Source organism: Sphingobium sp. MP9-4 (assembly GCF_005281675.1).
Lineage (GTDB): Bacteria > Pseudomonadota > Alphaproteobacteria > Sphingomonadales > Sphingomonadaceae > Sphingobium > Sphingobium yanoikuyae.
On record NZ_LUFI01000014.1, the window covers coordinates 73,833 to 99,277 of the forward strand.

22 protein-coding genes are annotated in these 25,445 nt (G+C 62.7%); 2 read left to right on the forward strand and 20 right to left on the reverse strand.

The genetic code is table 11. The features are described 5' to 3' along the window. Positions 1-22 precede the first annotated feature (22 nt). The 11 genes from A0U87_RS03125 to A0U87_RS03175 form a co-directional block, all read right to left on the reverse strand. A complete protein-coding gene (locus A0U87_RS03125; RefSeq protein ID WP_048937519.1) occupies positions 23-406 on the reverse strand; it encodes a GtrA family protein in 384 nt (127 codons plus the stop codon). Further along, positions 403-1,398, reverse strand: a complete 996-nt coding sequence (locus A0U87_RS03130) for a glycosyltransferase family 2 protein (protein ID WP_048937518.1) — start codon at positions 1,396-1,398, stop codon at positions 403-405. The genes A0U87_RS03125 and A0U87_RS03130 overlap by 4 nt, the downstream gene beginning before the upstream one ends. Continuing rightward, positions 1,395-2,327 (reverse strand): NAD-dependent epimerase/dehydratase family protein, encoded by a 933-nt coding sequence (locus A0U87_RS03135; RefSeq protein WP_159078635.1) that lies wholly within the window; start codon positions 2,325-2,327, stop codon positions 1,395-1,397. Before A0U87_RS03135 ends, A0U87_RS03130 begins: the two co-directional genes overlap by 4 nt. Positions 2,328-2,340: 13 nt before the next feature. Next, positions 2,341-3,561, reverse strand: coding sequence for a DegT/DnrJ/EryC1/StrS family aminotransferase (locus tag A0U87_RS03140; RefSeq protein WP_048937516.1), 1,221 nt, complete (start codon positions 3,559-3,561; stop codon positions 2,341-2,343). Further along, positions 3,552-4,685 (reverse strand): CDP-glucose 4,6-dehydratase, encoded by a 1,134-nt coding sequence (gene rfbG / locus A0U87_RS03145; RefSeq protein ID WP_048937515.1) that lies wholly within the window; start codon positions 4,683-4,685, stop codon positions 3,552-3,554. Before rfbG ends, A0U87_RS03140 begins: the two co-directional genes overlap by 10 nt. Next, positions 4,678-5,487, reverse strand: a complete 810-nt coding sequence (gene rfbF / locus A0U87_RS03150; protein WP_048937514.1) for a glucose-1-phosphate cytidylyltransferase — start codon at positions 5,485-5,487, stop codon at positions 4,678-4,680. The genes rfbG and rfbF overlap by 8 nt, the downstream gene beginning before the upstream one ends. A gap of 89 nt (positions 5,488-5,576) precedes the next feature. Beyond that, a complete protein-coding gene (locus tag A0U87_RS03155) occupies positions 5,577-7,238 on the reverse strand; it encodes a glycosyltransferase family 39 protein (protein ID WP_048937513.1) in 1,662 nt (553 codons plus the stop codon). Further along, positions 7,225-8,535, reverse strand: coding sequence for an O-antigen ligase family protein (locus A0U87_RS03160; protein ID WP_080993568.1), 1,311 nt, complete (start codon positions 8,533-8,535; stop codon positions 7,225-7,227). The genes A0U87_RS03155 and A0U87_RS03160 overlap by 14 nt, the downstream gene beginning before the upstream one ends. Further along, the gene (locus A0U87_RS03165) at positions 8,532-9,593 is read right to left on the reverse strand and encodes an acyltransferase (protein WP_159078636.1); all 1,062 of its coding nucleotides are present in this window, start codon (positions 9,591-9,593) and stop codon (positions 8,532-8,534) included. The genes A0U87_RS03160 and A0U87_RS03165 overlap by 4 nt, the downstream gene beginning before the upstream one ends. A gap of 85 nt (positions 9,594-9,678) precedes the next feature. After that, complete coding sequence (locus A0U87_RS03170) at positions 9,679-10,851, reverse strand: glycosyltransferase family 4 protein (RefSeq protein ID WP_048937510.1); 1,173 nt, start codon at positions 10,849-10,851, stop codon at positions 9,679-9,681. Position 10,852: 1 nt separating this feature from the next. Then, a complete protein-coding gene (locus A0U87_RS03175; protein ID WP_048937509.1) occupies positions 10,853-11,725 on the reverse strand; it encodes a hypothetical protein in 873 nt (290 codons plus the stop codon). A gap of 159 nt (positions 11,726-11,884) precedes the next feature. On the opposite strand from A0U87_RS03175, the gene A0U87_RS03180 reads away from it, so the two are divergent. Further along, positions 11,885-13,222 (forward strand): oligosaccharide flippase family protein, encoded by a 1,338-nt coding sequence (locus A0U87_RS03180; RefSeq protein ID WP_234415621.1) that lies wholly within the window; start codon positions 11,885-11,887, stop codon positions 13,220-13,222. Positions 13,223-13,311: 89 nt separating this feature from the next. On the opposite strand, the gene A0U87_RS03185 is transcribed toward A0U87_RS03180, so the two are convergent. The 9 genes from A0U87_RS03185 to A0U87_RS03225 all read right to left on the reverse strand — a co-directional run bounded on the left by A0U87_RS03185 (position 13,312) and on the right by A0U87_RS03225 (position 23,023). After that, the gene (locus tag A0U87_RS03185) at positions 13,312-15,480 is read right to left on the reverse strand and encodes a Wzz/FepE/Etk N-terminal domain-containing protein (protein WP_048937507.1); all 2,169 of its coding nucleotides are present in this window, start codon (positions 15,478-15,480) and stop codon (positions 13,312-13,314) included. Between the two features lie 253 nt (positions 15,481-15,733). Then, positions 15,734-16,489 (reverse strand): response regulator transcription factor, encoded by a 756-nt coding sequence (locus tag A0U87_RS03190; RefSeq protein WP_048937506.1) that lies wholly within the window; start codon positions 16,487-16,489, stop codon positions 15,734-15,736. A gap of 250 nt (positions 16,490-16,739) precedes the next feature. Beyond that, positions 16,740-17,423, reverse strand: a complete 684-nt coding sequence (locus tag A0U87_RS03195) for an HAD family hydrolase (protein ID WP_048937505.1) — start codon at positions 17,421-17,423, stop codon at positions 16,740-16,742. Next, the gene (locus A0U87_RS03200) at positions 17,423-18,469 is read right to left on the reverse strand and encodes an ATP-grasp domain-containing protein (protein ID WP_048937504.1); all 1,047 of its coding nucleotides are present in this window, start codon (positions 18,467-18,469) and stop codon (positions 17,423-17,425) included. The genes A0U87_RS03195 and A0U87_RS03200 overlap by 1 nt, the downstream gene beginning before the upstream one ends. After that, positions 18,466-19,149, reverse strand: a complete 684-nt coding sequence (locus A0U87_RS03205) for a PIG-L deacetylase family protein (protein ID WP_048937503.1) — start codon at positions 19,147-19,149, stop codon at positions 18,466-18,468. The genes A0U87_RS03200 and A0U87_RS03205 overlap by 4 nt, the downstream gene beginning before the upstream one ends. Continuing rightward, a complete protein-coding gene (locus A0U87_RS03210; RefSeq protein WP_234415623.1) occupies positions 19,146-19,979 on the reverse strand; it encodes a methionyl-tRNA formyltransferase in 834 nt (277 codons plus the stop codon). Before A0U87_RS03210 ends, A0U87_RS03205 begins: the two co-directional genes overlap by 4 nt. Before the next feature lie 61 nt (positions 19,980-20,040). Further along, positions 20,041-20,643, reverse strand: a complete 603-nt coding sequence (locus tag A0U87_RS03215) for a sugar transferase (RefSeq protein ID WP_048937501.1) — start codon at positions 20,641-20,643, stop codon at positions 20,041-20,043. Continuing rightward, positions 20,643-21,839: a glycosyltransferase family 4 protein gene (locus A0U87_RS03220; protein WP_048937500.1), complete on the reverse strand. Its 1,197-nt coding sequence runs from the start codon at positions 21,837-21,839 to the stop codon at positions 20,643-20,645. Before A0U87_RS03220 ends, A0U87_RS03215 begins: the two co-directional genes overlap by 1 nt. Further along, the gene (locus A0U87_RS03225; protein ID WP_048937499.1) at positions 21,836-23,023 is read right to left on the reverse strand and encodes a glycosyltransferase; all 1,188 of its coding nucleotides are present in this window, start codon (positions 23,021-23,023) and stop codon (positions 21,836-21,838) included. Before A0U87_RS03225 ends, A0U87_RS03220 begins: the two co-directional genes overlap by 4 nt. 360 nt (positions 23,024-23,383) lie before the next feature. Here A0U87_RS03225 and A0U87_RS03230 point away from each other — a divergent pair, with 360 nt between their 5' ends. Beyond that, positions 23,384-25,435: a nucleoside-diphosphate sugar epimerase/dehydratase gene (locus A0U87_RS03230; protein ID WP_137405212.1), complete on the forward strand. Its 2,052-nt coding sequence runs from the start codon at positions 23,384-23,386 to the stop codon at positions 25,433-25,435. The last annotated feature ends 10 nt before the right edge of the window (positions 25,436-25,445 follow it).

Sequence of the window (25,445 nt, forward strand, 5' to 3'; positions counted from 1 at the left end):
CGCCATCGCATCGCTCCCGCCGTCATGATCGGCCCGGCGCGGCGAAGACGAAGAGGCGCGACACCAGGAAATTGAGACAGAGCGTGGCGCAGATGGCGAGGCCCTTGGCCGGCACGGCACCGATCGGCGTCGCGAACAGCCAGACCAGAAGCGTGGACAGCACCAGCCCGGCCAGGACCATCAACATGAAGCGCCCGCCCTGCGACAGCAATAGGCCATCCCGCGCCCTGAAGGTCCAATGGCGATGGAGCAGGAAGGCAAGGATCGCCGAACCACCATAGGACAGAATATTGGACAGCCGCGCATCCAGCCCCTGCCCCGTCAATCCCAGATAGAGCAGGGCATCCGCCAGCGTCGCGCCACCACCGGCGACCAGGAAGCGCATGGCCTGCCATCGCGCGCTCATGACGGCGCGATCCCACCTGCCGCTTCCCGAGCCGATCGTGGTCGCAGGTTGAGGGCGAACTCGACCGGCGGCGCTGCGGTGCGCTTTACCTGCAGGAATATGCGGCCGACATATTCGCCGAGTATGCCCAGGAACATCGCGTTGAGTGTGATCGACATCAGAAGCAGCACCGTCGTCGTCGCGAAACCGGCCGGCCACCCCGCGCCGATGGTCAGGCGCCAGAGCAGATAGACGAAAGTCAGGAGGAAAGTGGTGCTGCCCACCAGCAGGGCGACGAGAGAGGCAATGCGCAATGGCAACAGCGAATGGTTGAGCAGGCCATCCACCGCCAGCCCGATCATCGGCCATAGCGAGAATTTGCTCTGTCCGGCCTGACGCATGCCGCGGTCATATTCGATGCCGACCTGCGAAAAGCCCATCGCGCTGATGAGCCCGCGCACATAGGGCGTGGTGTCGGCGACGGCGGCCAGTTCCTGCAGGATGCGGCGGTCCACCAGCCGGAACTCGCCGGCATCGATGGGCAGATCATCCTCGCTGACCGCATTGATGATCCGATAGAAACGGCGCCGCGCCCACTGGGTCGCCGGCCCGTCGCCCAGCGAGCGGCGGATGCCATAGACGACCTGATGTCCCTCGCGCCAGCGCGCCAGCATCTGCGGGATCATCGCAGGGGGATCCTGAAGATCGCAATCGAGCTGGATCGCGCATTCGCCGCTTGCATTCTTGTAACCGACCAGCACCGATCGCTGATAACCGCAATTGCGGGAAAAGCGGATGACCCGGACGTTGTGATCGACGGCCGCTATCCGCGCAAGAAGCCCGAACGTGCGATCCGTCGAATGATTGTCGGTGAAAATGATCTCATAATCATAATCGGGCAGCCCAACGAATACATCGACGATCGCCCGATAACAGCGTTCGACATTATCCTCTTCATTATAGGCCGGCACCACGACCGAGACCAGGGTTCGCAAGGGCCCTTCCATCTTCATGCCTGCACCGCCTTGCTGGCGCGGACGGCGGAGATGGTTCTCTCCAGCCCGTCATCCAGCATGATGCGCGCCCGCCAGCCCAGGTTCATGGCAAGCGCCTCCACGGCGAGGCGCAAGGTGACCGGATCATCGATCGTCTCGCGGCGGACCAGTTGCGGATTCGCCCCCGTCAGGCCGACCACACGATCCGCCAGGTCACCGACGGCCACATCCGTGCCTGAACCGACATTGAGGATGGTTCCGCCGCGCACATTGCTTTCCGCGATGCACAGCAGGGCATCAACGGCGTCCCCGACATGGATCAGGTCGCGTCTGTCCGTCGGCCGGCTGAGGATGATCGGCCGGCCGGCGATGCAGGCCCCGATCAGGGCGGGAACCAGGAAGTCGGCGGCCTGGCCGGGCCCATAGACCAGCGCCAGTCGCGCGGTCACAATTGGGAATGGCAGGTTGCGGGCCAGTGCCTGGGCATAATAGGTGGCGGCGGTGAGCGATGCGGCATAGGCCGTCAGCGGCCGCTCCCGCTGATCCTCGCGGAACGGCACCGCCTGCGCGCCATATTCCGCGATCGATCCCGTCCGAACGACCATTTGCGGTGGTCGCCCGGTCCGTGCCACAGCTTCGAGCAGCGCCAGGAACCCCGCCAGCGTCTCGACCGATGCGCCGGCCTGCGTCACCGCACCATCATGACGCCACGCGGTATTGCCCACCAGCCAGAAGATATGGGTCGGCGCGCTATCCGCGATACAGGCCTGCAAGGCCGGACCGTGCGAGAGGGCAAGCCGGTGCTGCGTCACGTCGGGCAGCGTCGCCAGTCGCCAGCCATCGCTATCCGGGCGGAGCAGGACATGCACCTCCCACCCCTCGGCGAAAAGGCGTCGTGCCAGATGCGACCCTATAAAGCCTGCTCCGCCGACCAGCAGGGCGCGCATGGGCCTGCGCTCCTCAAGCGACCGCAGCGGAACGCGCGCGCGGCCCCGCCTGCTGATCGGCAAAGGCAGCAAAGGTCTGTTGCAGATAGTCGATCTGCGCCTCGTCGAGCCCATGATGGCAGGCCAGCAATATACCGCCGCGCATCACGGCATCGGCAACCGGATAGCCGCCGTCTTCCGTACGGCAGGTCACGCCACGCATGGCCGGCTGGCGCAGGATATTGCCGGTGAAGACAGGGCGGGTCTGGATGTCCCAGCCCTCCATCCACATCTGCATCTCACGCCGCGTGAAGGGCGCATTTTCCCGCACGGTCAGCGGGAAGGAAAGCCAGCCCGTGACGGACTCATCGAGCTGACGGGGCAGTTCGAACCAGTCTTCATATTGGGCGAAGAACGCATATTGCCGCGCAAAATTGGCGATGCGGGCGGCAATATTCTCTTGCAGCCTGTCGAGCTGCACGAGACCGAACGCCGCGCCCATTTCGGAAGGTTCGATGTTGAACCCCAGCGCTTCGAACAGGAATTTCGCATCATATTCGATGCCATCGACCTGCACACCGAAGCGGTTTTCCGCGGCTTCGGAGTCTACGAACAAGGACGAGGTGCGTCCCCAGGAGCGCAGCAGTCGCGCCCTGCGTGCCATTTCGGCATCGTTGATGCAGATCATGCCGCCATTGCCCGCAGCGTTGATGACATGCGAGCCATAGAAGCTGGTGGTGCTGATATGCGATCGCGTACCGGTGCTCTTGCCGCGCAATGTGGCGCCCAGCGTGTCGGCACTGTCCTCCACCAGCATCAGTTCATGGCGTTTGGCGATGTCCATCAGCACATCCCAATCGGGCAGATTGCCGATCAGCGAAGGGATCATCATCGCCCGGGTCTGGGGACCGATCATCGCCTCGATGTGCGCGACATCGATATTGTAGGTTCCCGGCTCTGCATCAATGAACACCGGCACCAGCCCGGCCCGGACGATCGGCGCGACGGTGGTGGCAAATGTCAGGGCCGGCGTGATGACCTCACTCCCGACCGGCAAGCCGAGTAGTTCGATGGCAAGATAGTTGGCCGAAGAGCCGGAATTGACCATCAGCCCGTGATGCTTGGCAAACAGCGCCGAGACGCGTGCCTCCATCGCGCGCACCTTCTCGCCCATCTGCGTGGAGGACCGCAAAACTTCCATCACGGCGGCAATTTCGGCCTCGCCATGGACGCTCTTTCCGTAACTTACGTGCATTGCAGAAGCTCCTCCGAATGGGCGGCGGTACGCAGATCGAGATAGGCCGCCAGTTGCGCGCACGAGAAGGCGGCCATATCGGCCTCTCCCCGCAGATAGTGCGTGTACCAGTCGGCAGTGAGGCGGATGGTGCTGGCCATCGAAAGGCAGGCACGCCAGCCGAGCACATTGGCCGCCATGCTGCTGTCGAGCCGCAAGGTACGTGCTTCATGCGGGGCGTTGCTGTCGGCGGAGAAGCGGATCGGCAGGTCCAGTTCCGGCGCACTCGCGATCAGCGCACGCGCCAGTTGCTCTACCGTCACCGCATCATTGTCCGACGGGCCGAAATTCCATGCGGGTTCGGCGGCGGCAGAGGTGCGGGCCAGCATCTGTTCCGCAACCAGCAAATAGCCTGAGAGCGGTTCCAGCACATGCTGCCAGGGACGGATGCTGAGGGGATTGCGAATGATCATCGGATTTTGCGCGGCGGCGGCACGGATGATGTCGGGTATCAGTCGGTCCTCCGCCCAGTCGCCGCCGCCGATCACATTGCCGGCCCGCACGGTCGCCAGCATCGGCCCATCCGGATCGGAGAACCAGCTGCGCCGATAGCATTGCGCGACCAGTTCGGTGCAGGCCTTCGACGCGCTGTAAGGGTCGGTGCCGCCCAGTCGGTCATTTTCCCGATAGGGCCAGGACCAGTCGTGATTTTCATAGCATTTGTCGCTGGTAACGACGATCACCGCCTTGAGCGAAGGCATGGTCCGCGCCTGATCCAGCACATGGGCGGTGCCGATGACATTGGTCGCGAACGTATCGGCGGGTGCCGCGTAGGAGCGGCGGACAAGCGGCTGTGCCGCCAGATGGAATATGACCTCCGCATCGAAGTCCCGGGCGGCGGCGCGCAGGGCGGCCTCATCCCTAATATCGGCGAAGCGGCTATCGATACGCTCGGCGATGCCCGCCGCCGCATAGAAGGAGCGCGATCCCGTCGGTGGTAGCGAAATGCCCCTGACGATCGCCCCGACATGCGCGAGCCAAAGGCACAGCCAGCCGCCCTTGAAGCCGCTATGCCCGGTGACGAGGACACGCCGACCGGCAAAGGCGGTGGCGATCCGATCGGAAATGCCGGCAGGATCAGGCATAGATTTTCGGCCGCAGTTCCGCGCCATGCGCATTTTCGAACTGAAGCCAGGGAGGCGTGCCCTCAGCGCTCAGCCTTTCGAGCTGATCGCGATCGCGTATGGTGTCCATCGGGTGCCAGAAGCCGCGATGCTTGTAGGCAAACAATTCCCCATCGGCTGCGAGCCGGGCAAGCGGAGATTGTTCGAGCGGCTCGGTATCGTCGCCCAGATAGTCGAAAATGCCCGGCTCGAAGACGAAGAACCCGCCGTTGATCCAGGTTTCGTAACGTGTCACCTTCTCGGTGAACCGGGCGACGCGATCATCCTCCAGGTCCAGATTGCCGAAACGGGCTGGCGGCTGGACCGCCGTCACCGTCGCGATCCTGCCATGGGCACGATGGAATGCGAGCAAGGCGTCGATGTCGACATTCCCCACGCCATCCGAATAGGTCACCATGAACGGCTCGTCGCCGAGCCAGTCGCGCAACCGGCGAATGCGTCCACCGGTCATGGTGGTTTCGCCGGTGTCGACGACCGAGACGTTCCAGTCCATGCTGCGGCACGGACGCAGGTTCATCTGCCCGGTGCCCAGCGTGACCGTGAAATCATTGTTCATCAGATGAAGATTGTTGAAGAACGCCTTCATCGTCATGCACTTGTATCCACAAGCCAAGACAAAATCCTTTTGTCCGAAATGGCTGTAGATATCCATGACGTGCATCATGATCGGGCGACCATTCACCTCCACCATCGGCTTTGGAATGCGGACGGTTTCCTCGGACAGACGAGATCCCAGTCCTCCTGCCAACAATACGGTTTGCATCGTCGCTCCCCCTTCCTTGGCGTCAGGCCCATATCGGCCCACCCCGCCATGATATCCTGTTGCGGCACCGCCGCGCGTGCGCAGGTGGGTTAGTCGGCGGTCCGTTCGGACAGGGGGGCACCATTATGGGAAACGCCCCTCTCCAAAAGGGCTAGACCGTCCGCGTCCGGCCGCACGAACAACCGGGTTTCGTCGCCGCCGATGGGCAGCAGCCGATAGCCACGCAGCCGGGCATAGCTGGCAAAAGCGGCATCGAGTTCCCCTTCCTCACCGACGAGGATCGCCGCTGGCGGATCGGCGTCGAGAAAGGCGGACAGGCCATGCGGAGTCGTCGTGGTGAAATAGGGGCGATCGGCAGCCGGCAGATATTGCGCGACGCGGTAGAGGAAAGGTCCGGCGGCAAATTCGCGATAAATCGGCAACCCGCCTTCCAGCACCGCGATCGGCGACAGGGTTGCGACCCTGCCCCGTGCCCCAGCCCTGTCCAGCACTGCCCGGATCTGTTGGCCCTGTTCATGTGTGACCGTGCCCGTCCAGCGAACCGGTTGCGCCACGCCCGGCACGGCCGCGGCAAGGCGCGGCGTCACGCTGATGAGCGCGAGCGCCCCCACGCTTCCCAGCACGGCCGCCATCCAGTGCCGCGCCTCGGCATCGAGCCGGCGGTAGAGGAGGATGAAAAGGAGAATGAAGAAGGGCACCGGCGGTTCATAATATTGCGGGAAGGCCGGCGTCGGCACGAATGCGCCGAGTGCGCCGAACGCCGCCAGCGCGGCCGCGAGAGGGATCGGCCACCAGGCCAACGCCGCCGCCCCTGCCCTGCGCACCAATGTTCCCGCAAAAACGCCCGCGAGAATAAGCGCAAGCAGCCCCGATCCGGCCAGCCACACGCCTTCGGCCACCATGATCTTTTCGGGAAAGGACATCGCCTTGGCGGCGGTCGCCTGCTCCCAATAGGCAAGATGGCCGTGCGAGAAATAGCGGACCGTGTGGGCAAATAATCCGTAGGGATCGCTGATCAGAACGACCAGCGCGGGCGAGCAACCGACCAGCCCGCCGATGATCAGCGGCACGAACACCCGCCGCACTCTTTCCCCAAAAGGCAGAGCGCGTGGCAGCAACAGCGCCGCCAGCGCGAAAGGCGGTCCCAGGAACACATAGCTGACCTTCAGCACGGCCGCGAAGCCCATGGCCAGCCCGGACAGGAAAAGCAGGCCCGCGCGGATCCGGCCTTCGTCCAGCCCGCGCAAGAACAGATCGAACGAAAGGATCGCGAACGGGACGGGCAGGAAATTATTGGTGACCAGCATTCCTGCCGGGCCCATGAGCACACCCGCCACCAGCACCAGCAAGGCCGCCAGGGCAACATGCCGATCCCCCGCCTGCCGCAGCGCAAAGCGATAGAGCAGCAGCCCGGTGGCGATCCAGCACAGGAAGATGAGCAGACGCCCCTTCAACAGCAGATAGCTGTCGCCGGTCAGCGCATAGAGCGTGTGCAGCAGCAGGGGCAGGCCCGGCAGATGATTATATCCCAGCGCCTGATACAGCGGCGCCTGGAACAGTAGCTGACCGGCACTGACATGAATCTGCTCGTCATGCCCCAGCGGAAAGGTGACGACCCGTCCGAACAGGCCGATCAGCACGAAGGCGAGGATCGCATAGATCAGGAACCTGGCCGGCGTCAGGGCTTGCCAGCGCTTGGGCACCCATCCCGACGACGGGCGCCAGAGCGCCGCACGGCTATCCCCGTGCATAGCGCAAGGCCCGCATCCGCCTGGACGAAAGCGCACGCCCACTGCGTCGCCGCAGGTCGGCCTCGCCGCCATGCAGCGCGATCGCCAGTGCCAGCAACACCGGCACCGCCCACAGCCGTGCGTACATATGCGGGCTCGCGGCGGAAAAGAGCAGGAAGGTCGCCAGGACGGACAGGGCAAGCGCCCCGGCCAGCCTGTCCCGCTTCAACGCCGTGAACCCGATCACGCCGCCAACGCCAATCATCGCGATCCAGCCGACAAGGGCGAGAAAGCCGCCTTCCACCCACAGCAGCAGATACATGTTATGCACCGGCGCGCCGGCCGGGCTGATGACGCGATCCTGATCCACGCCGACACCGACGAACATATGATCACCGACGCGTTGCCACGCATCCTTGGCCAATCCCAGCCGGTCCTCGAACGTGCCGGCCTCCGCTATGTCGCCGGCCTCCAAGGCGTTCGCGACGCGCTTCTGGAACACGGCGGGCAAAGTGACATTGACGGCGTTCAGAACGATGCCCAACGCAACGATACCGACCAGCCCGCCAAGAACATAAGCGCGAATGCGACGGTCGCCGAACAGGACGAAGAACAGGATCGCGACAACCATGCTGCCAAAGGCGGTTGCGGACGCGCTCAGCAGCAAGGCATAGAACAGGACGCCTGCGATGACGAGCATCTGCCAGAGGCCGATGACCCGGCGTGCGCGCAGGTAGAAGGCAAAGGGCAAGGCCATCGAGATGGTTGCGCCATTCCAGTTCGCGTCGGTCGCGAAAGCCCCCAGCCGCCCGCTGCCGGACAGGAAATCGAGGCCCAGCGTGGCGCGCGCGTCTTCGAACGAGCCCGAATAGGTAAAATAGACGATGATCCCGATCAGCTCCATCAGGAACACGCCGAACAGCAAGGCGCAGGCCAGCCGGTTGGTGTTGGCGGCACCATGCCCCATCAGGAGGAAAGGCAGCACCGCCCAGGCCACGCTATATTGCAGGGCGACGATGATCCAGCGCGTGGGATCATGGCAGAAGAGCGAACTGACGAGCAAGCCGCCCATCATCAGGGCGAAGGCCGCGAACCAGAGCGGCGACAGCAGGCCGAAGGGTTCAAGCGGAATATGTTTCCGGACCAGCAACTGCGCGCCCCCGATCAGCAGGCACAGGTCGCTGACCGTGAACATGATGTCGATCGACGGGCGCCATGACAGATAGGCCGCCAGGAATATGCCGACCATGATCGCCGTTGGCGGGCTGTCTGCCATCGCCCGCGCATCGGCCACGGTGCCTTCAGACGCACTGCTCATGCCTCGCCTCCCGCTGGCTGCGCCTGGGCCGCCGCGCTGCCCTTTTCCCGATAGATCCGTTGCCCGAAAAAGCGTTGATAGGGCCAGATTTCCAGGCTGATATGGACGAGATGGGTGAGCGGCATGGTCACGGCCACCACGACCGCAGCGAAGATCGCGATCGATCCCAGCACATTGTCGGTGAACCAGCCGAAATGGTCGAATATCCTGCGTATCCCGTAATAGCTGTAGGGATGCACGAGATAGAGGCTGTAGCTGACGGTACCGAGATAGCGGAACAGCGGATTGTCGAGCGCGCGGGCGGTCAGGCTGCCCGGCTGGACCGCGCAATGGAAATAGAGTCCGGCCGACAGGATGATCGGCACCAGGACCGGATCGGCAAAGTCGCTCCAGCTATATTCGAAATGGCCGCGGCTGGCGAAGGCGATCATCGCGATCAGACTTGCAAGTTCCAGACCGCGCGCCGGGATGGGCCAGCGCCAGGGCCTGGCACTGGCCAGTCGGATTGCCGCGCCGATGACGAAATAGATGGCGATCGGATGGGTCAGCAGGAAGCTCAGTCCGACGAGGATTGCGACGGCGGCGCCCGCGCGGTTGCGATGATGCACCGTAAAATAGACGATCCCATACATCAGCAGATAGAAGATCACCTCGTAGGTCAGGCTCCACGCATTGGGCGTGAGCTGCTCCGTGCCGGTAAAAAGGTTGATGAACAGCAGGCCCGAAATCACCGCTTTCGTCGAATTGAGCGCAGGATAGGCATTGGTGATTGCGTTCAGCACGATGAAGAGCAGCGAAAGCACGAAAAACAGCGGATAAAGCCGCAGGAAGCGGCGCAGCGCAAATTGCTGCGCGCCATAGCGCATTGCGCTCGGCAGGATGACATAGCCGCTGATGATGAAGAACAGTTCGACACCAAAAGTGCCTAATGCCCAAGCCCCCGCGATGCCCTGCACATAGGCATCATTCTGGGCATAGATATGTTTGGCGGTGCCGCCCAGAATATGCGCCAGCAGCACCATCATCGCTGCCAGGCCGCGCAAGCCGTGCGCCGCCACATTGAACCCGCCCCCGGCTGTGTCGCGCGGCGAAGCAGGCCGGGTCGGACCGGATGAGCGCGCCAGCAAGGCAGAGGTCGCCTCGCTAGCGATGGGGCGTCTCCTGCCCGGCGCCAGCATGAAGCATGTCGTCATAGATCGCCATGATCGCATCGGCATGGCGCGCTTCGCCGAATTTGAGCAAGGCATCGGCCCGCGCAGATTGGCCGATGCCTTCCATCATCGCAGGATCGCGTAACAGGGTGGCGCAAGCATCGGCCAGCGCCTGAGCGTCCTCTGGTGGAACAAGACGCCCCGTCTCACGGTCTCGGATAGCTTCGACATTGCCACCCGATGCAGTCGCGACGACCGGCGTTTCGACCAGCATCGCCTCTATCAGCGTTCGTCCGAAAGGTTCGTCGATCGCCGGCACCATCAGTAAATCGCACCCCGCCAGCCAGAAGGCGCCGGGAGTGCGAAAACCCATCAGATGGATCGCGTCGCCAATGCCTTGCCGCCGGGCACGATCCGCAACCTGGGCGTCCATGCCGTCAAGCGCCTCGCCGAAGAGCACACCCCGCGCATCGAGTTCGGGCGCGACACGGCGAAGCGCAGCAATTGCATCGACGAACAGCAATGGCCGTTTGCGGCCGATCAGGACGCCCGAGAAGCCGACAAGATTGGCGGTGGGCGGCGCATTGATGAGTTCGAGTATCGCCTGCCGGGCCGCCCACCGATCGCATTGGATGGATGTATCGAAAGGGCTGTGTACCACATCGGTACGCAGCCTGCGGCGCAGGCCGCCTGCCTGGTCGCCGGCGAAGTGCGACACCGCAACCACCCGGTTGGCCAGTAGCGGCGCAACCATCCTCAATCCCAATGCATCGGGTGCACCACGGTGATGCCAGAGCAATTGGGCTCCCGCCAGCCGAGCGGCCAATGCCCAGGTCGCATGGGTGCGCCCGTCATTGCTGTGGACGATGGCAACCTGGCGTTTGCGCAGGAACCGGGCCAGAGGAATGGCGCCTCGCGCTAGCTCCAGTGCCCGCAACGGGCCGACCCTGCGGCCGTGCTGGAGAGAAATGGAAGCGGGGATGGCCTCGACAGCAATGCCCCTGTCCGCAAACAGCCGGGCGATGATGCCCTGCGGATTCTGGACGATGACGAGCGGCGCGTAACGCTGCTGATCGATCTTGGCGATCAAGCTGCTGGCAGAGATATGGCTGCCCCCCACCAGGTCTCCGACGAAGGGAAAGCATATGGTGACGGCCGACGGCATGCTAGATGGCCCATTGCTCGGGCAACGGGGTTTCAAGCATCAGCCATTCCACTTCCGACCCGCCGCAGAAACGGTCCACGACGTCCAGAAAACGGCCATTAGCAGAAACCTGGAACAGCGTGCCGACATGGCATCCCCGAGCAGAGCGGGCGATCAGCAGGAAGGCCCCAGGACCGGTCAGATAGCGCACGATGTTGGCCATCGCCCGGCGCAGCGCCTCTTCATCGAAATAGCCGCGATTTAGGATGTTGCAGGCCCGGATGAAGTCAAACCGATGGCGGAACGCGGGGGTATCGACAAAGATGTCATTCTTCTCGATCTGCACGTTCGACGCGGCCTTCAGCCGCGGACTGATGAGGCGCACGGGCGTGACATCCCCGCCCCCCTGCTGCACGAGGCGCTGGGCACGTCCGCCCAGCCAGGCATTTGCCAGGGCGCGCACCGCGAGCATGCCGGTGGCATAGTCGGCCCGACGGCCCCAGGGGCGTACCACCCGGCCCAACACATCATATTGCAACGGATGTCCCGCCTCGTCGGTCAGCACCCGCACGCCCGGATAGGCCTTCACCAATCGACCGTCGATGGCGATGTCGGTGCCGACCACGGCCGGCATATGCCCACAGGCCAGCAATCGCTCATAGAGGGCAAGCGTCGTCGCACCGGACGATATGCCGATATCAAGAACCTGCCCAATGGTGGCGCCACTCAATTCGAAACTTTCCAGACAACGCGCATCCAGATCATGAAAGCGATCGCTTGCTGTCCGTTTGAAGGTCGAGTTGCGCGTGCGCAGATCCGAAAAGAAACGATCTTCGACATCGGTCGAAGTCGGCTTTCGGGCTGGATGAAAAAAGGCTTTGGCGGTGATGGACATAACGTCTCCCCTGCCTGTTCCTTATCATCCAGCGTCGCTGCGGTGATCGGCAATTTGGGATTACATCTACAGGAAAGCTGCGCTTTTATCCTGATTGGTTCCATGAACTAGCGACGATCATGGTGGAGGGACATGGCTATGGAGAGGGCGCACCCGCTATTGTCGTTCATCATCTCGACCCACGCATGGGGGCTTCGAGCCATGTCGCACCGGCGCGTGCGCGCCGTTACCCACCTGCTGAGCGGAACGGCGGCGACACTGGGCATCACGCTACTTTCCATCGCCCTTACGGCTCGACTGCTACATCCCGCGGCCTATGGCATCCTGGCAATGATCCTGACACTGGGACAGGCAAGCGAGCGCTTGTTGAGTTTCCAGTCTTGGCAACCGGTCATCCGCTATGGCGCCAGCCTTGATCACGAAAAGGATTCCGCCGCGTTTTTCGCGCTGCTCAAATTCGGACTGTTGCTCGACCTGGGCGGCGGCGTTGCGGCGTGGGTGGTGGCGAACGGGATTGCGCTGACGGGGCAATGGCTGCTCGGCTACAGCGACGAAACCCTGCAAATGGCCCTCATCTTCCTGGTGTCGCTGCTGTTTAGCTATAATGGTGTGGCCACGGCGATATACCGCCTGACCGACCAATATCGCATGATCGCACGCATTCAGGTCGCCAATGCGCTGCTGAGACTGGCGCTGATCGGTATTGCCTTCGTGATGGATGCAGACCTGTTCGAGATGGTGCTGATCTGGACATTTACCCAGATCATCATGTCGATTTCCAATTTCATCTTCGCGATACGCCTTCTGCCCGCGCCAGGCCTGCGCGCCATTTTCGACGCCAGCGTCGAAGGCATCAACGAGCGCTTTCCGAAGGTATGGCGCTTTGCCCTGGGATCCAATTTTTCCCTGACCGTCTGGTCGAGCGCCCAGCAGGTCGACACGCTGATCGTCGGCTGGCTTGCCGACCCGGCAAGCGCGGGCCTGTTTCACATTGCCAAGCGGATCAGCCGAGTCGTGCAACAGATCGGCAGCCAAGTGGAATCGGTCGTCTATCCAGACCTCAGCCGGTTGGCGGCGGTCGGCAATCGCCGCGCCTTCGTGCGGGTGGTGATACAAACCGAGCTAATCCTGCTCGCCTTTGGCATGGCCTGTTTCCTCACCATCCTGATCGCCGGCGCGAGCCTGATGCGCCTGATCGTTGGAGCGCAATTTGCCGGGGCGGTACCGCTCCTCATCGTCCAGATCCTGGCGGTGACGATGACGATCAGCGGCGCGGCCAGTCGCGCCGGGCTGCTGTCGCTGGGGGAACAGCGGGGCGTCCTACGTACCGTTATGGCCTGTGCCATGGCCTTCTACTGCTCGGTCGCCCCGCTGATCATGGAATTCGGTGCCATGGGTGCCAATCTAGCCCACCTGGCCTTCGGCATCGTCTGGCTGGGCGGTCTCAGCTTGAACCTTCGCCGCGCGATCAAGGTCGCCCCCTGGCAACAGCGATAGGGCCACAAGGCTTTTCCGATCACACGCAAAAAGGACCGATCAACCCATGCGGTTCACCGGTCCTGTTTTGGTCCTGTTGGGACGGCACCTCAATTGAAATGCAGCGCTTCCACCACGCGACGCTTGGAACGGCGCCAGCTGCGCAACAGGCGCTTGTGCATCGCACCAGCCTCCGCCGGATCATCGGCATCATAATATTTGGTCAGTCGAGCGATATGGTGGATCGCATCGCCATAGCCGCGTCGTGCATGGGCCGGATAATCCACCATGTTGATGACCGCTCCGGTAATCGGCCGCTCGAACATCTCCATCGCCACCCGCGCGGCTTCGGGACTGGTCATGCCCCAACGCAGTACCAGGATCGTCGAATCGGCATATTCGGTGAGCGTCTTGGCATCGCGCACCGGCAGGATCGGCGGCGCATTCAGGATCACCAGATCATAATGCTGCCGCAGCGCATTGACCATGCGTGGCAGGCGAGGCGACGCGATCAGCGCCCCCGGATCCATGGGTGTATCGCCGACGGCAATTACCGAAAAATGGCTGTCTTCCTGGATGACGGGCAGATCCTCCAGGCCAGCACGACCAGTGAGATAGCCAACGACACCATTGCCCTTGCAATCGGCCTCGATATTGGGGCGCCGCAAATCGAAATCGACGACGACCGCGCGCCTGCTGACGGCGCCAGCCGCAGCCGCCAGACTGGTGGCGATGGTGCTCTTGCCCTCGCCATCCAGCGGAGATGTCACCACCACCACCTGGGAGCCGGGGCCATGGCGCGATTCCAGTTCGATCAGCAGATTGCGGATCGCCTCGGCAAAGCGGGACCGGGGTTTGGATTCTACGACCGCATGAACCGGTTCATCTTCGCGCCCATCACTGAGATCGGGCACCATCGCAAGTGTGGGAATGCCGAGCAGGCGCCGGACCTGCGCCGCCGTGCGGATCGTCGTATCCATCGTATCGACCACGAAGGCGACGATCAGGCCGAGCAGAAGAAAGGCCAGCATCGCCACCGCCAGAACCCGTTGCGGGATCGGATAGCTGGGCACCGCTGGCAGAGAGGCGCGGGAGATGATCGAGATGTCGGGATCCACATCGACGGGCGCCGTGATCTTTGCGTTCAGCGCGGCGACCAACGACATGTACAGCGTGTTGGTTGCCTCCGCCTTGCGTTCGAGCCCCCGCAGCGCGACCGCCTGTCCTCCCGACGCCAGAGCCTGCGAACGGATGCTGCTGATGCTGGCATCGATTGCACCGCGCCGGGCGGCGCTGGCCGCCGACACGGCCGACAATTCGCCCTGCAACCGCGTCGTTTCCGCCGCGATGCGCGGGCCGATCGTGGCCAGTTCCGCCTTGGTCTTGACGACATCAGGATAGCCCGGACCGAACATCGTGCTCAGTTCGCCCAGACGCCGCGACAAGGTTGCCTCCTGCTGTCGCAGTTCGATGAGCAGCGGGGATGTCGCCGTCGCCGGTCCTCCACTGAGTTGGGCAAGCCGGCTGGCATAAGCGCTTTCCGCACGGGCCTGGGCCAGAATGCCGGCCGACTGGTCGACCTGGGCAGCGCCGCTGACTTCGGGATTGGATGCCAATATGCCATGGGCCGCGCGGAAACTGGCGGCGGCGCCATCAGTCTGCTGCATGGCGGTACGCACCTGCACGACCCGCGCGGTCAGCGCCTGGATTTCCTTATCGCGCGATTCCTTGGCGTTCTTCAATCCACCTTGGATATAGGTTTCGACCAGCCGATTGGCGATCAGGGCGGCCTTTGCCGGATCTTCCGAAGAGGCCGTCACCTTGATCGTGCTCGACCGGCCGACGCGCATGATGTCGACCTTGTCGAGCAGCCGGTCGACCACGCCCTCGCTCCGCGACCGCTCGGCCGCCTCCGCCCGAAGGCCGGGATCCACTTCCACCGGACGGTTGCCCAGGATCACTTCCCGGACCCAGGATCCGACGCCCCTGGCTTCTCCCGGCTTGCGGGCAAATTCGGGATCATCATCCAGATGCAGCGTCGTCGCCGCCGCCCGCGCAAGACGCCGGGAGCGCAGCATTTCGACTTTCGTCTCGATCTGCGTTTCCTGGTTCGGGCTGAGGATGGTCGTGCCGGTGACCGATGTTTCCGCGTCAGGCGGCTGGACCACCACGGTCGCCGAACTGCTGTAGATGGGCGTGATGTTGATCAGGACGATGATCGTCATCGCCATGCCCAGCACGGTCAGCGTGGCGATCAATATCCAGCGCCGCCGGATCATCCGGAAAAAATCGTGAACGCCGAAATAGCCCGTACGAGTGCTTGGCTGCGGTGCCCGCGCCGCCCCCATGAATATCTCACCTGGGCTCAAATTAGAAGGAACGATGAGGGCGTCGCCTGAAGACATAGGATATCCCCTTCCAACAACGATATCATTCGAAGGCGGACCTGGAGCAGACAAAGCTCGCTTCAACAGTCGCCCACAGCACGAAACGCCGACGCAACCCTGGAAAATCCGACTGGCTAGTCGTCACTCAAGCCACGTCGGCCAGCCTTAAAGGGAGGCGCGGTACCGCGGCCGGAGTTACGGCTGGCACGGCCCGGCATGGCGGCTGCTCGCCGTTTTGCTGAACTGGTTCACCCAGCAAACCGCGGCTTAACGCCCAGATTGCGGCCTGCGTCCGATTAACCACATGAAGCTTCCGTAGAATGGATTTGACATGAACCTTCACCGTGGCCTCGGTAATGTTGAGCCGGCGGGAAATGATCTTGTTGGGTTCGCCCCGGATCAGACCACGCAATATTTCTACCTCACGGTCCGACATCTTCACATCTTCAATGCGGCCGTCATTATCGTTCCAGCGCAAATTGGTATCGAGCCCTGCAAGTTCGAAAATGATGCGAGAGGGCACGATCTTTTCGCCGAGTGCGACCAGATTGATCATTGCTGCAAGACTGGCGCAGGATGTGTCTTTGCCAATATAGCCGGCCACACCCGCCTGAAACGCCTGGGCAACCATCGCGCATTCACAATCATGTCCCAGCATGACGATCAATGCCTCGTCCTGGAGCATATGAGCCTCTCGACACATTTCGAGCGTCGCTTCATCGGACGAGGAGGCCATCACCAGAAGGTTGTTCACGCCGTGGCTGTCAGTTTCCAGCGGAATATCGGCCAAATTTCGGAAAACGCCGACGACATCCAACGATCTTTCCGTCAGAATACGTCGCAGGCCTTCGCCTTCGATCTCATTTTGCGTGACGATGATCACTTGCAGTTGATTGCTCAAAGTCGCCTCCGAGAAATTAGGAGCGCCTTCGCTTTCACGCAGCGAACTCGACTATGGCATCAACTGCCAGAGAGCGAGGAACCCCTTCAGAGGGAAAGCCTGCTTTTTGCAGCATCCGGCTTTCCGATCGCGACCCTTCCCTGCCTAAGAGCTATAGTAATCGGAAAAACAATCAAGCTTTTCCAATAGGTGCATTTGAAGGGCAAACTCAAAAGTATTAGTAAATTTTGTAAATTCCTTTGAAGGAAAATCATAATTCACCAAGGTTTTCAATAACCCTTTGTGCATCGCAATGCCGGGCAGGATGGTCTGCATGGTCGATCCGACCCGGCCGCACTATCCTTATGGTACGCCAGCCCAGCGCCTTCGGAGCGATAAAATCCTTCACCGGATTGTCGGCAACATAAGTGAAACAGTGATTCGCCAATCCGAAATATTCCTGCATATGCAGGAAGGCGCGCCGATCCGGCTTCCAATGCGCACGCCCCCAGCGGTCAGTACAGATACCTAGGCTGACACCACGCCGGTACAGATCCAGTGCGCGGATCTTCCGTCTCTGGGCATCGAGATACCCGTCGGTGATGACGCCGATTGCAATATGCGGCGCGATATTCGTCAGAAAATCCGCGGCATCTGGCGCCAGCTCGATAATCGGTCGATGCTGTCGATAGACGGCAAGCATCCGCCCCACCAGGGACGGCGTAGGATCAATGTCCAAGTCGCGCAGGCAGTCATCGAACAACTGTGTCCTGGCACCCGCCTCGAACTTTCGGCGCAGAAAAGTCCCGTATTCGACAAGGCCCAGGCGTTCGCGCGCCCATGCACCTACGGCGCCCAATCCGCTCAGCACATAGTCCCGTTCCAGATAGAGTGTGTCATCAAGGTCGAAGACAAGCACGTGCTCCGGCGCGCACTTCACCCGCGGCCGGGCCATCAGACGAACACGGCATCATCGAACCGGAGCATCAGCATATCGGACTGCCATTCATCATTGGCGGTACGCGGCAAGTTCAGACATTCCTCCAGCATCCACGTCGTGAACTGCGCGCCGGCATGATGCGTCAACGGATAACCGCCGCCGAAGCGGGCATTGATCTCGAACACGAACGGCATCCCGTTCTCGGCCAGACGCACCTGGAAACACAGCGCCCCGCGCGCACCCTTGCACGCAGCGGCGATCTGGCGGGCCATGTCCGCCAGCGGCTGGCTGCGCAGCGTGACCCCTTTTTCCACTTCGCCTGCGCGGACCTTCAATCTTTCATGCGGCACGGCACATTTCAGCCGTCCTTCGGCATCGAAGTAGAGATTGACCGTGAATTCCCGTCCCGGAATGAACTGCTGGACGATATAGGGTTCCTTGGCATCGAGCGTGAGCAATTCGTTCAGCGTCTCGACCATCATGATACCGCGGCTCGAACTCCCGTGGCGCGGCTTGGCAAGCAAGGGAAAGACCATTTCTTCGCGCCCGCGCAAGACATCTTTGGCCGATGCCGTCCGGGGCGTGTGAACGCCTGCGGCGGAGAGGAAGCGGGCTGTCGCCAGCTTGTCGCGCGCCATCGTCACGACCTGCTCGCTACTGACGGCAACATGGCAACCAAGCGCCGCGAACTTGTCCCGGGCACGGGCAAAGGCGATCAGTTCGGTATCGATGGTCGGCACGATCAGGCCGATATTTTCCTGTTCGCATATCTCCAGCATCGCTGGAATGAATGCGGTGCTTTCCGCTGAAGGCGCTGCGAATGCCTTGTCCGCCTCGATACAGGCCGGGCTCCATTCCGGCTGCAAATCACAGCCATAGATACTGAGATCCGCGCCCAGTTGTGCAGCCGACTGGCGGAAGCTGCGCAGCAGACTGACCCGGCGGCCGGCCGAACTCATCATCATGCGCAAGGATCGCCGGGAAGACGCGCGTCGTCCTGAATTTGCCACCAGGGTGACCGCCCCCTCTTGAGTAGGTTCGAAAACGACCGGCATGTTCATGCTACCTCCCTTATCAGGGTGAAAGCCTCGGCCGCCGCGCAGGAAACGCAGGATCCTCTCACCATTGCCAGTGCTCTCAATGTTTCTAGCGACCGTTCATTGGGAAACGGTCGAACCTGCGACCGGAAGCAGGCAAACGCATCCAATTTCTGATCCAGATGGCTGGAGATGTCGATAAAGACATTGGGCTGGAACGCGGGACCAAGATAGGGCGCGGACCAGTTTGTTTCCGACACTGTTTCATAGGCGAGGATGCGCCGGGGATAATCCCGCCCCAACGGACGCGCCGCCACCATGGCCGCATCGAAGACCAGCTTATGATCGAAATGCAGATCGCCCACAAAGGGGACCAGCAACATATCGGGCCGGCTCGTCATAACCGATTTCGCAACGGCGGCATTGAGCGCGGCACGCGATACGCCGTCCAGCCCAGCCGCCGGAAAATCAAGAAACTGTGTCTGGGTGACGCCCAGCAGCCAATGCGCCTGGCGGGCCTCATCGCGCACCTGGTTAGCCTGAGCCTCGTCGAACAACGGCGCCATGCCGCGCGTAACCACCAGGATTTCGACCTGGCACCCCATCGAGACCAGTCGCGCGATCGTTCCCCCACAGCCTAGAACCTCGTCATCGGGATGCGGTGCGATGACCAGCGCCCGCTGCACGGAATCGAGAGCCGTCATCGCGTCATCGGCTCCCGCCCCAAAATGGCGTGGACCGGCAAGGCGCCATCCGCCTTGCAGCACCATTGCGTGACCTGCAGCCCGCCCTCATCGCCGCAGCGCACCGTAAAGCTGCTGTCGGTTCGCTCGACAATCTGCCCCGGCATGGACGCCCTGTAGCGCGACAGGGATACGGGATGCGCCGCCGCGATGACGACCTTGCTGTCGTTCAATATCGTCCAAGCGCCCGGATAGGGCGCGCCACAGGCGCGCACCATGCGCCAGATATCGTCCACCGGCGCCGTCCAATCGATACGGGCATCCTCGGGCCGTCGGCGCGTACCATAGCTGCTGTGCCGCTCGTCCTGCGGCACCCCAGGCGCACGCCCATGGGCCAGTTCGATCAGCATGGGCGGCAATATTTCGGCCAGCATCATCATATGCTTGGCATAGAGAGATTCTGCCGTCTCATCCGATGCGACATGGAAGAAACGCTGTGCCAGGATCGGGCCGCTGTCGACCCCGTCGTCGATCCTGAACAGGGTCGAAGCGGAAATCGGCTCATCGAGCAGGATGGTCCATGGGATGATCGCCCGCCCGCGCAACCGGGGCAGCGGCGCAGGGTGAAAGCCGATCAGGCCGCCGGGCGCGCTGGCCTGCACGCGCGCGCCGCACAGTTGCGACCAGCCGATGACGAAGATGTAGTCGGGCGCGAGATCCTCGATCAACTCGAGACTGGACTGTGCGTTGATGTTCGACACCGTGACGAGCCGCGTCGCCAGCGCCGCCGCATCGCCGGACAAATCCACGAAATCGGAATGACGATGGCCAAGCGTGACCGGCAGGGTCAAGACCGCCGCCAAATCCCATGCCGACGAAGCCGCAAGGCATTTCAGCGCAACGCGCGTGCTCTCAACTGCGCCAACGAGCACCGCTCTCATAGGCCCTCCTTATGGATGTTGGATCGGTTCGCTCCCCCGTCAATGCGACGAGGACGGTGCGCCAGAGTATGTTGATGTCGAGCGACAGGCTGCGATGATCGATATACCAGAGATCGAGCGCCATCTTGTCGGCATCGCTCAGCAGCGTGTTGCCGTTGACCTGCGCCCAGCCGGTGAGCCCAGGCCTGACGGCGCACCGTGCTTGACCAGTTTTCCCGGCCGCCACGATCGTTTCAGGCAGCAACGGTCGCGGCCCGATCAATGCCATATCGCCCGTGAGGATGTGCCATAATTGCGGCAATTCATCGAGCCGCACCGCCCTGAGCGCGCGACCGACCGGCGTCGTCCGGGCCGCATCGGGGAGCAAATGACCGTCCGCATCGTGCATATTCGTCATGGTGCGGAACTTGACCAGCGTGAACAGCCGCCCGTCCCGCGTCACACGGCGCTGTCGGAACAGGATCGGTCGGCCATCGGTCAGGGCGATCACGCCTGCCACTGCGGCCATCACCGGCACGGCCACCAGCAGCCCGACAGCCGATATCCCCACATCGAGAAGCCGGATCGATGACATCACCCTCCTCCCGTCGCAAACGCCCGCACAGGTGCAGCGGATCGATCGGGTTGAACAGGGACGCCCGTCGGATGGGCAACCAGGCCCATCGTGTCGAGCAGCATCGCATTCACCTTCTCGACCGAGAAATGCTCCTCCACCGTCCGCCGTGCCGCCGCGCCCATGGCGACGACCAGCCCCGGATCCGCCGCGATACGCAACATCGCATTGGCAAGTGCCTGGTGGTTGCGCGGCGGGACCAGAAAACCATTCTCCCCCTCGACCACGGGCTCCCTGCAGCCGGGCATGTCGGTGGTGATCACGCCTCGCCCCGTTGCCATCGCCTCCAACAACGTGCGCGGCAGCCCTTCGCGATACCAGCTGGGCAATACGAAGACGCTCGCCTGGGCAAGATGCGGCCGGACGTCCTGCGTCTCGCCGCAATATTCCAGCAGGCCATCCCGGTTCCATTGCGCGATCGTCTCGCGCGAAATGGCGGCAGGATTGCTGTCGAACGGACCGAGCAGGCGGAAACGGATGTCAGGCCGCTCCGCCCGGACCAGACGCGCTGCTTCGGCATAATCATCAAGGCCCTTGTTGCGCAGCAGCCGGGCGATCATCAGGAAGCTCAGCTCCACTTCGGGGAGCGGCTGGCAAGCATAATGATCGAGGTCGACGCCCGATCCGGGCACCTGAATGACCTGGGCGCCCTCATCGATGATGCCATGGGCCAGCATTTCGTGCCGATCGTCGCGATTGAACACGAACACGGCCTGGGCGTGCGCCAGCGCGCGACGATAGAGAAAGGAAACGAGACGCCGGACATGGCGCAGGCGGCCGGACATGTCGTCGCTGAACACATGCCCCAATCCACTCACCATCGCATAAAAGCGCGTCCTGCCGACACAACGGGTCGCCAAACCGCCATAGATGATCGGCTTTTGCGTATAAGCGAGCACGATATCTGGCCGCTCGCGCCACAGCATCACCAGCAGCCAGGAAAAAGTTTGCACGTCGCGAAACGGATTCATCCCCGTGCGCGCCATCGGCATGTGGCGGAAGCGCACGCCCAGCGCGGCGAGCCTCGCCTCGACCGCCGCATCCCGATCAGGAGCACAGGCGATGACCTCATGTCCGTTCGCCACCATCGATGCGAGCAGGCGCCCGCGAAAATTGATCAGCGAGAAAGCCAGGCTGGAGACGACGACGATCTTCATAGCGCCTCGCACTGCATGGCACGCGGCGATGGCCCCGGCTCGTCGCTCTCGATCCGTCCCGCAACCTGTCGAAACAGCGCATCATAGCGCTTCACGACCTGATCGATCGCAAACATCTCGCTGATACGCTGGCGCGCAGCACCGCCCAGCATCACCCGTTCCTCCGGCCGCAAATGGCATAGTTCCATCAACGCCAGCGCGAGGGCTGTCGGATTGCGCGGCGGCACGGTGCGGCCCGTCGCTCCGATGACCCAGCCCGTGTCGCCGACATCGGTACCGACACAGGGTATGGCCTTGGCCATCGCCTCACCCACGATATTGGGGAATCCCTCGCCCCAGGCCGAGGGCAAGGCGAGGATATCGACGCCGCCGAGCCACTGCGCGACATCGCTCCGTTGCCCCGAAAGCGTCCAGTACCCGGTCGGCAAGGCCGAGAGCGCGTCCGCGATCTCCGGCGTCGGCCGGTCCATCCCCTCTCCCACGATCAGCAGATGCGCCGGCATACGGGCGGGATGCAGCCGGGCGAAGGCCGATACCAGATTGGCGGCATCCTTCATTGGATGCGCCCGCGCGACCATCGCGATCACGATGCGGTCGGGCGCGATGCCGAAAATCCGGCGAAGCCGATCCTGGGCCTCCGCCCGCTGCCCGTCCGCGTCCAGATCGAACCCATTGGGGATGACCATCGCCCGCGTGGGATCAAAGCCTATGGCCCGATATTGCTGCATCGCCACCCGGGCATTGTAGATGATCGCCTGCGGCCGCCGTGAAAGCAGCGCCTGGGTCCGCAGGACGAGGCGGGTCAGCCTCTTTTCATGCACATAGCCACCGCCAAGCGAATGACGAACATTCCAGATCACCGGTGCGCCGGTACGCGCCAGCATCGTCGCGCACATGGTCGCCAACTGGGCATGGTGCATCCACGCCATGATCACGTCGGGACGCTCGCGCCGGACAAGCGCAGCCAGCCGGAGCGTCGCCGGCAAGGCGGTCGCAACGCTGGTCATCCCCAAGGCATGGAACCGCACGCCATTGTCCTGCAGGCGCTGGCCGACAAAGCCTGGCGGCATCAGCGAGGCCACCACCACGTCCTGGTCCTGCGCGGACGAATGGTGGAGCAGGCGCATGAGCATCGTCTCGGCTCCGCCCACGTTCAATCCGGTTATGACATGAAGCAGCTTCATGGACGTGCCGGCCCCAAAAAATCGCCCGAAGATGGCTTCGCGACGTGCCCCTGATGGAAGCGTCCCTATTAGATCGAAGCGCAGCGCCAGCCTGCTCGCTATTTTAGGCCCTATCCATGGGGGCAAGGCACCGCGACCGGCAGCACTACTTTTGAGCATGGCAGGGCATTTGGGGGGAGGCGCCCCACCACAAGAGCCATCACCATACCCCTCTTCGGGATGTCCCTATGCCCAGCTTACCGCAGGCGGCCATCGACCTAACCTGTTCAAGGAGGCCGTGTTCGGATGGATCTCGTGGCCTGAGCGCCCGGGCGCTCAGGCGGTCACCGAAACTTGGCTTGCATCGACAAGGGGAAAACCATGCCTGTAGCCGGTGAACTTCGCGCCCTGTTTCGCAAATGGCGCACACCTACCTATATGGCCTATGATTCATGGGCGATAGCAACCTCGCTCGGCATTGCCCTCATCCTGCGCATGAACGGTGCCGTCCCGGAGCATATGGTCGACGGCGCGTTGCACAGCCTGCCGATCTTCATCCTTGTGGGCCTGGTGACCTTTCATTGGAGCGGGCTTTACAACCGCATCTGGCGCCTCGCCTCCCTGCCGGACCTGATCCGGCTGGTCGAGGCCGCGATCCTGGCCATCACCGCAACGATGATCGTCCTGATGCTGAGCCAGGGACAGCGCTGGATGCCCACTTCGGTGCCGTTCATCCAATGCCTGGTCCTGATCTCGCTCCTGTCCGCCGGGCGCCTGTGGCGCCGCGTGCTGCGCAACATGACGCGCGGCCTGAACCGCATCAATCTGCCCGGCATGCGCGACAATGCGCGACGCTCCGACATCGCCGTCAGCCAGCAGCGCGCCCTGATCGTGGGTCATCCCGAATATGTCGAAACCATCCTGCGCCATCTGGAGATGCTGCCGACGCCCCCCTATCTGCCCGTCGGCATTCTCGACCTGGACAGCGGCGAGGCGCATTTGCGGCTGCGAGGCGTGCCGATGCTGGGCGGGGTCGAAGCGATCGAGCATGTCGTGTCGCACCTCACCGCGCGCAATCAGCGGCCCACCTGCATCATCCTGGCCACGGGTCCCGAGGACGTGGTCGGCCCGCAAAAGCTGAAACTGGTCACGGCAGCGCAGACGCTCAATCTGTCCGTCTTGCGTGCACCGCCGGCAACGGAGATCAACAAGCCGCTCGACCTCCAGTTGATCAATCTCGCCGACCTGCTCGACCGGCCCCAGACCCAGCTCGATGCGCAAATCGTCCATCGGGCGATCAAGGGGCAGCGCGTGCTAATAACCGGCGCCGGGGGATCGATCGGTCGGGAACTGGCACGCCAGGTTGCCGTCTTCGAGCCGTCCGAACTGCTGCTGCTCGATTGTGGCGAGTTCAATCTTTATTCGGTCGAAATGGAAATCCGGGAAAATTATCCCGCCATTTCCTGCCATGCGCTGCTCTGTTCGGTGCGGCAGCGGCAACATGTGATGGCCGTTTTTGCCGAATGGAAACCCCATTTCGTCTTTCATGCCGCCGCACTCAAACATGTGCCGTTGGTCGAGACCAATGTCTGCGCGGGCGTGCAGACCAACGTGCTCGGCACATGCAATGTCGCGGACGCGGCCAAGCGCCATGGCGTCAGGGCCATGGTCCAGGTGTCGACCGACAAGGCCGTCAATCCGGTCGGCGTGATGGGCGCCACGAAGCGGCTGGGCGAACTTTACTGCCAGGCGCTTGATCTCGAGGGCGCCGGAAATCCCGGTGCACCACGCTTCATGACTGTCCGCTTCGGCAATGTGCTAGGCTCCAGCGGCTCGCTCATTCCCCTGTTCCAGCGCCAGCTGGAGAGCCGCTCGCCGCTCACCGTGACGCATCCGGAAATCACGCGCTTCTTCATGACCGTGCACGAGGCCGTGCAACTCATCCTGCACAGCACCGCACGCGCCATGGAATATGGCCTGAAACGCGGGCGCATCATCGTGCTCGACATGGGCGAGCCGGTGAAGATCATCGACATCGCCCGGCGCATGATCCGCCTGGCCGGCCTCGCCCCCGAACGCGACGTGCCGATCAAGATCGTCGGCCTTCGCCCCGGCGAGAAGCTGTATGAGGAATTGTTCGACGAACGCGAACGCCAACTGCCGTCCGACCTTACCGGCGTGTTCGAGGCCGAACCGGTGCCCGTACCGCCGGCACGGCTGCAGGCCGGCTTTGAGCAATTGGAACGCGCCGTCCTGGCCCATGACCAGGTCGAGGTGCGTCATCTGCTGTTCGAGATGCTGGATGCCGTGACCCGGGAAGCCCCACTGCAGCCCCGCCCTCTGGACAAGGAAAATTGCCTCACGGCGATCAAGAAATCGCCGATCGCCAAGCCGATATGGCCGCAGGACGGCGCCGTGCGCCAGATGCAATAAGGAAGGGAAA

Coding starts and splice junctions, on each gene's coding strand:
- A0U87_RS03125 (WP_048937519.1), bottom strand. CDS start 406: ATGAGCGCGCGATGGCAGGCCATGCGCTTCCTGGTCGCCGGTGGTGGC.
- A0U87_RS03130 (WP_048937518.1), bottom strand. CDS start 1,398: ATGAAGATGGAAGGGCCCTTGCGAACCCTGGTCTCGGTCGTGGTGCCG.
- A0U87_RS03135 (WP_159078635.1), bottom strand. CDS start 2,327: ATGCGCGCCCTGCTGGTCGGCGGAGCAGGCTTTATAGGGTCGCATCTG.
- A0U87_RS03140 (WP_048937516.1), bottom strand. CDS start 3,561: ATGCACGTAAGTTACGGAAAGAGCGTCCATGGCGAGGCCGAAATTGCC.
- rfbG (WP_048937515.1), bottom strand. CDS start 4,685: ATGCCTGATCCTGCCGGCATTTCCGATCGGATCGCCACCGCCTTTGCC.
- rfbF (WP_048937514.1), bottom strand. CDS start 5,487: ATGCAAACCGTATTGTTGGCAGGAGGACTGGGATCTCGTCTGTCCGAG.
- A0U87_RS03155 (WP_048937513.1), bottom strand. CDS start 7,238: ATGCACGGGGATAGCCGTGCGGCGCTCTGGCGCCCGTCGTCGGGATGG.
- A0U87_RS03160 (WP_080993568.1), bottom strand. CDS start 8,535: ATGAGCAGTGCGTCTGAAGGCACCGTGGCCGATGCGCGGGCGATGGCA.
- A0U87_RS03170 (WP_048937510.1), bottom strand. CDS start 10,851: ATGCCGTCGGCCGTCACCATATGCTTTCCCTTCGTCGGAGACCTGGTG.
- A0U87_RS03175 (WP_048937509.1), bottom strand. CDS start 11,725: ATGTCCATCACCGCCAAAGCCTTTTTTCATCCAGCCCGAAAGCCGACT.
- A0U87_RS03185 (WP_048937507.1), bottom strand. CDS start 15,480: ATGATCCGGCGGCGCTGGATATTGATCGCCACGCTGACCGTGCTGGGC.
- A0U87_RS03195 (WP_048937505.1), bottom strand. CDS start 17,423: ATGGCCCGGCCGCGGGTGAAGTGCGCGCCGGAGCACGTGCTTGTCTTC.
- A0U87_RS03200 (WP_048937504.1), bottom strand. CDS start 18,469: ATGAACATGCCGGTCGTTTTCGAACCTACTCAAGAGGGGGCGGTCACC.
- A0U87_RS03205 (WP_048937503.1), bottom strand. CDS start 19,149: ATGACGGCTCTCGATTCCGTGCAGCGGGCGCTGGTCATCGCACCGCAT.
- A0U87_RS03215 (WP_048937501.1), bottom strand. CDS start 20,643: ATGTCATCGATCCGGCTTCTCGATGTGGGGATATCGGCTGTCGGGCTG.
- A0U87_RS03220 (WP_048937500.1), bottom strand. CDS start 21,839: ATGAAGATCGTCGTCGTCTCCAGCCTGGCTTTCTCGCTGATCAATTTT.
- A0U87_RS03225 (WP_048937499.1), bottom strand. CDS start 23,023: ATGAAGCTGCTTCATGTCATAACCGGATTGAACGTGGGCGGAGCCGAG.
- A0U87_RS03230 (WP_137405212.1), top strand. CDS start 23,384: ATGCCTGTAGCCGGTGAACTTCGCGCCCTGTTTCGCAAATGGCGCACA.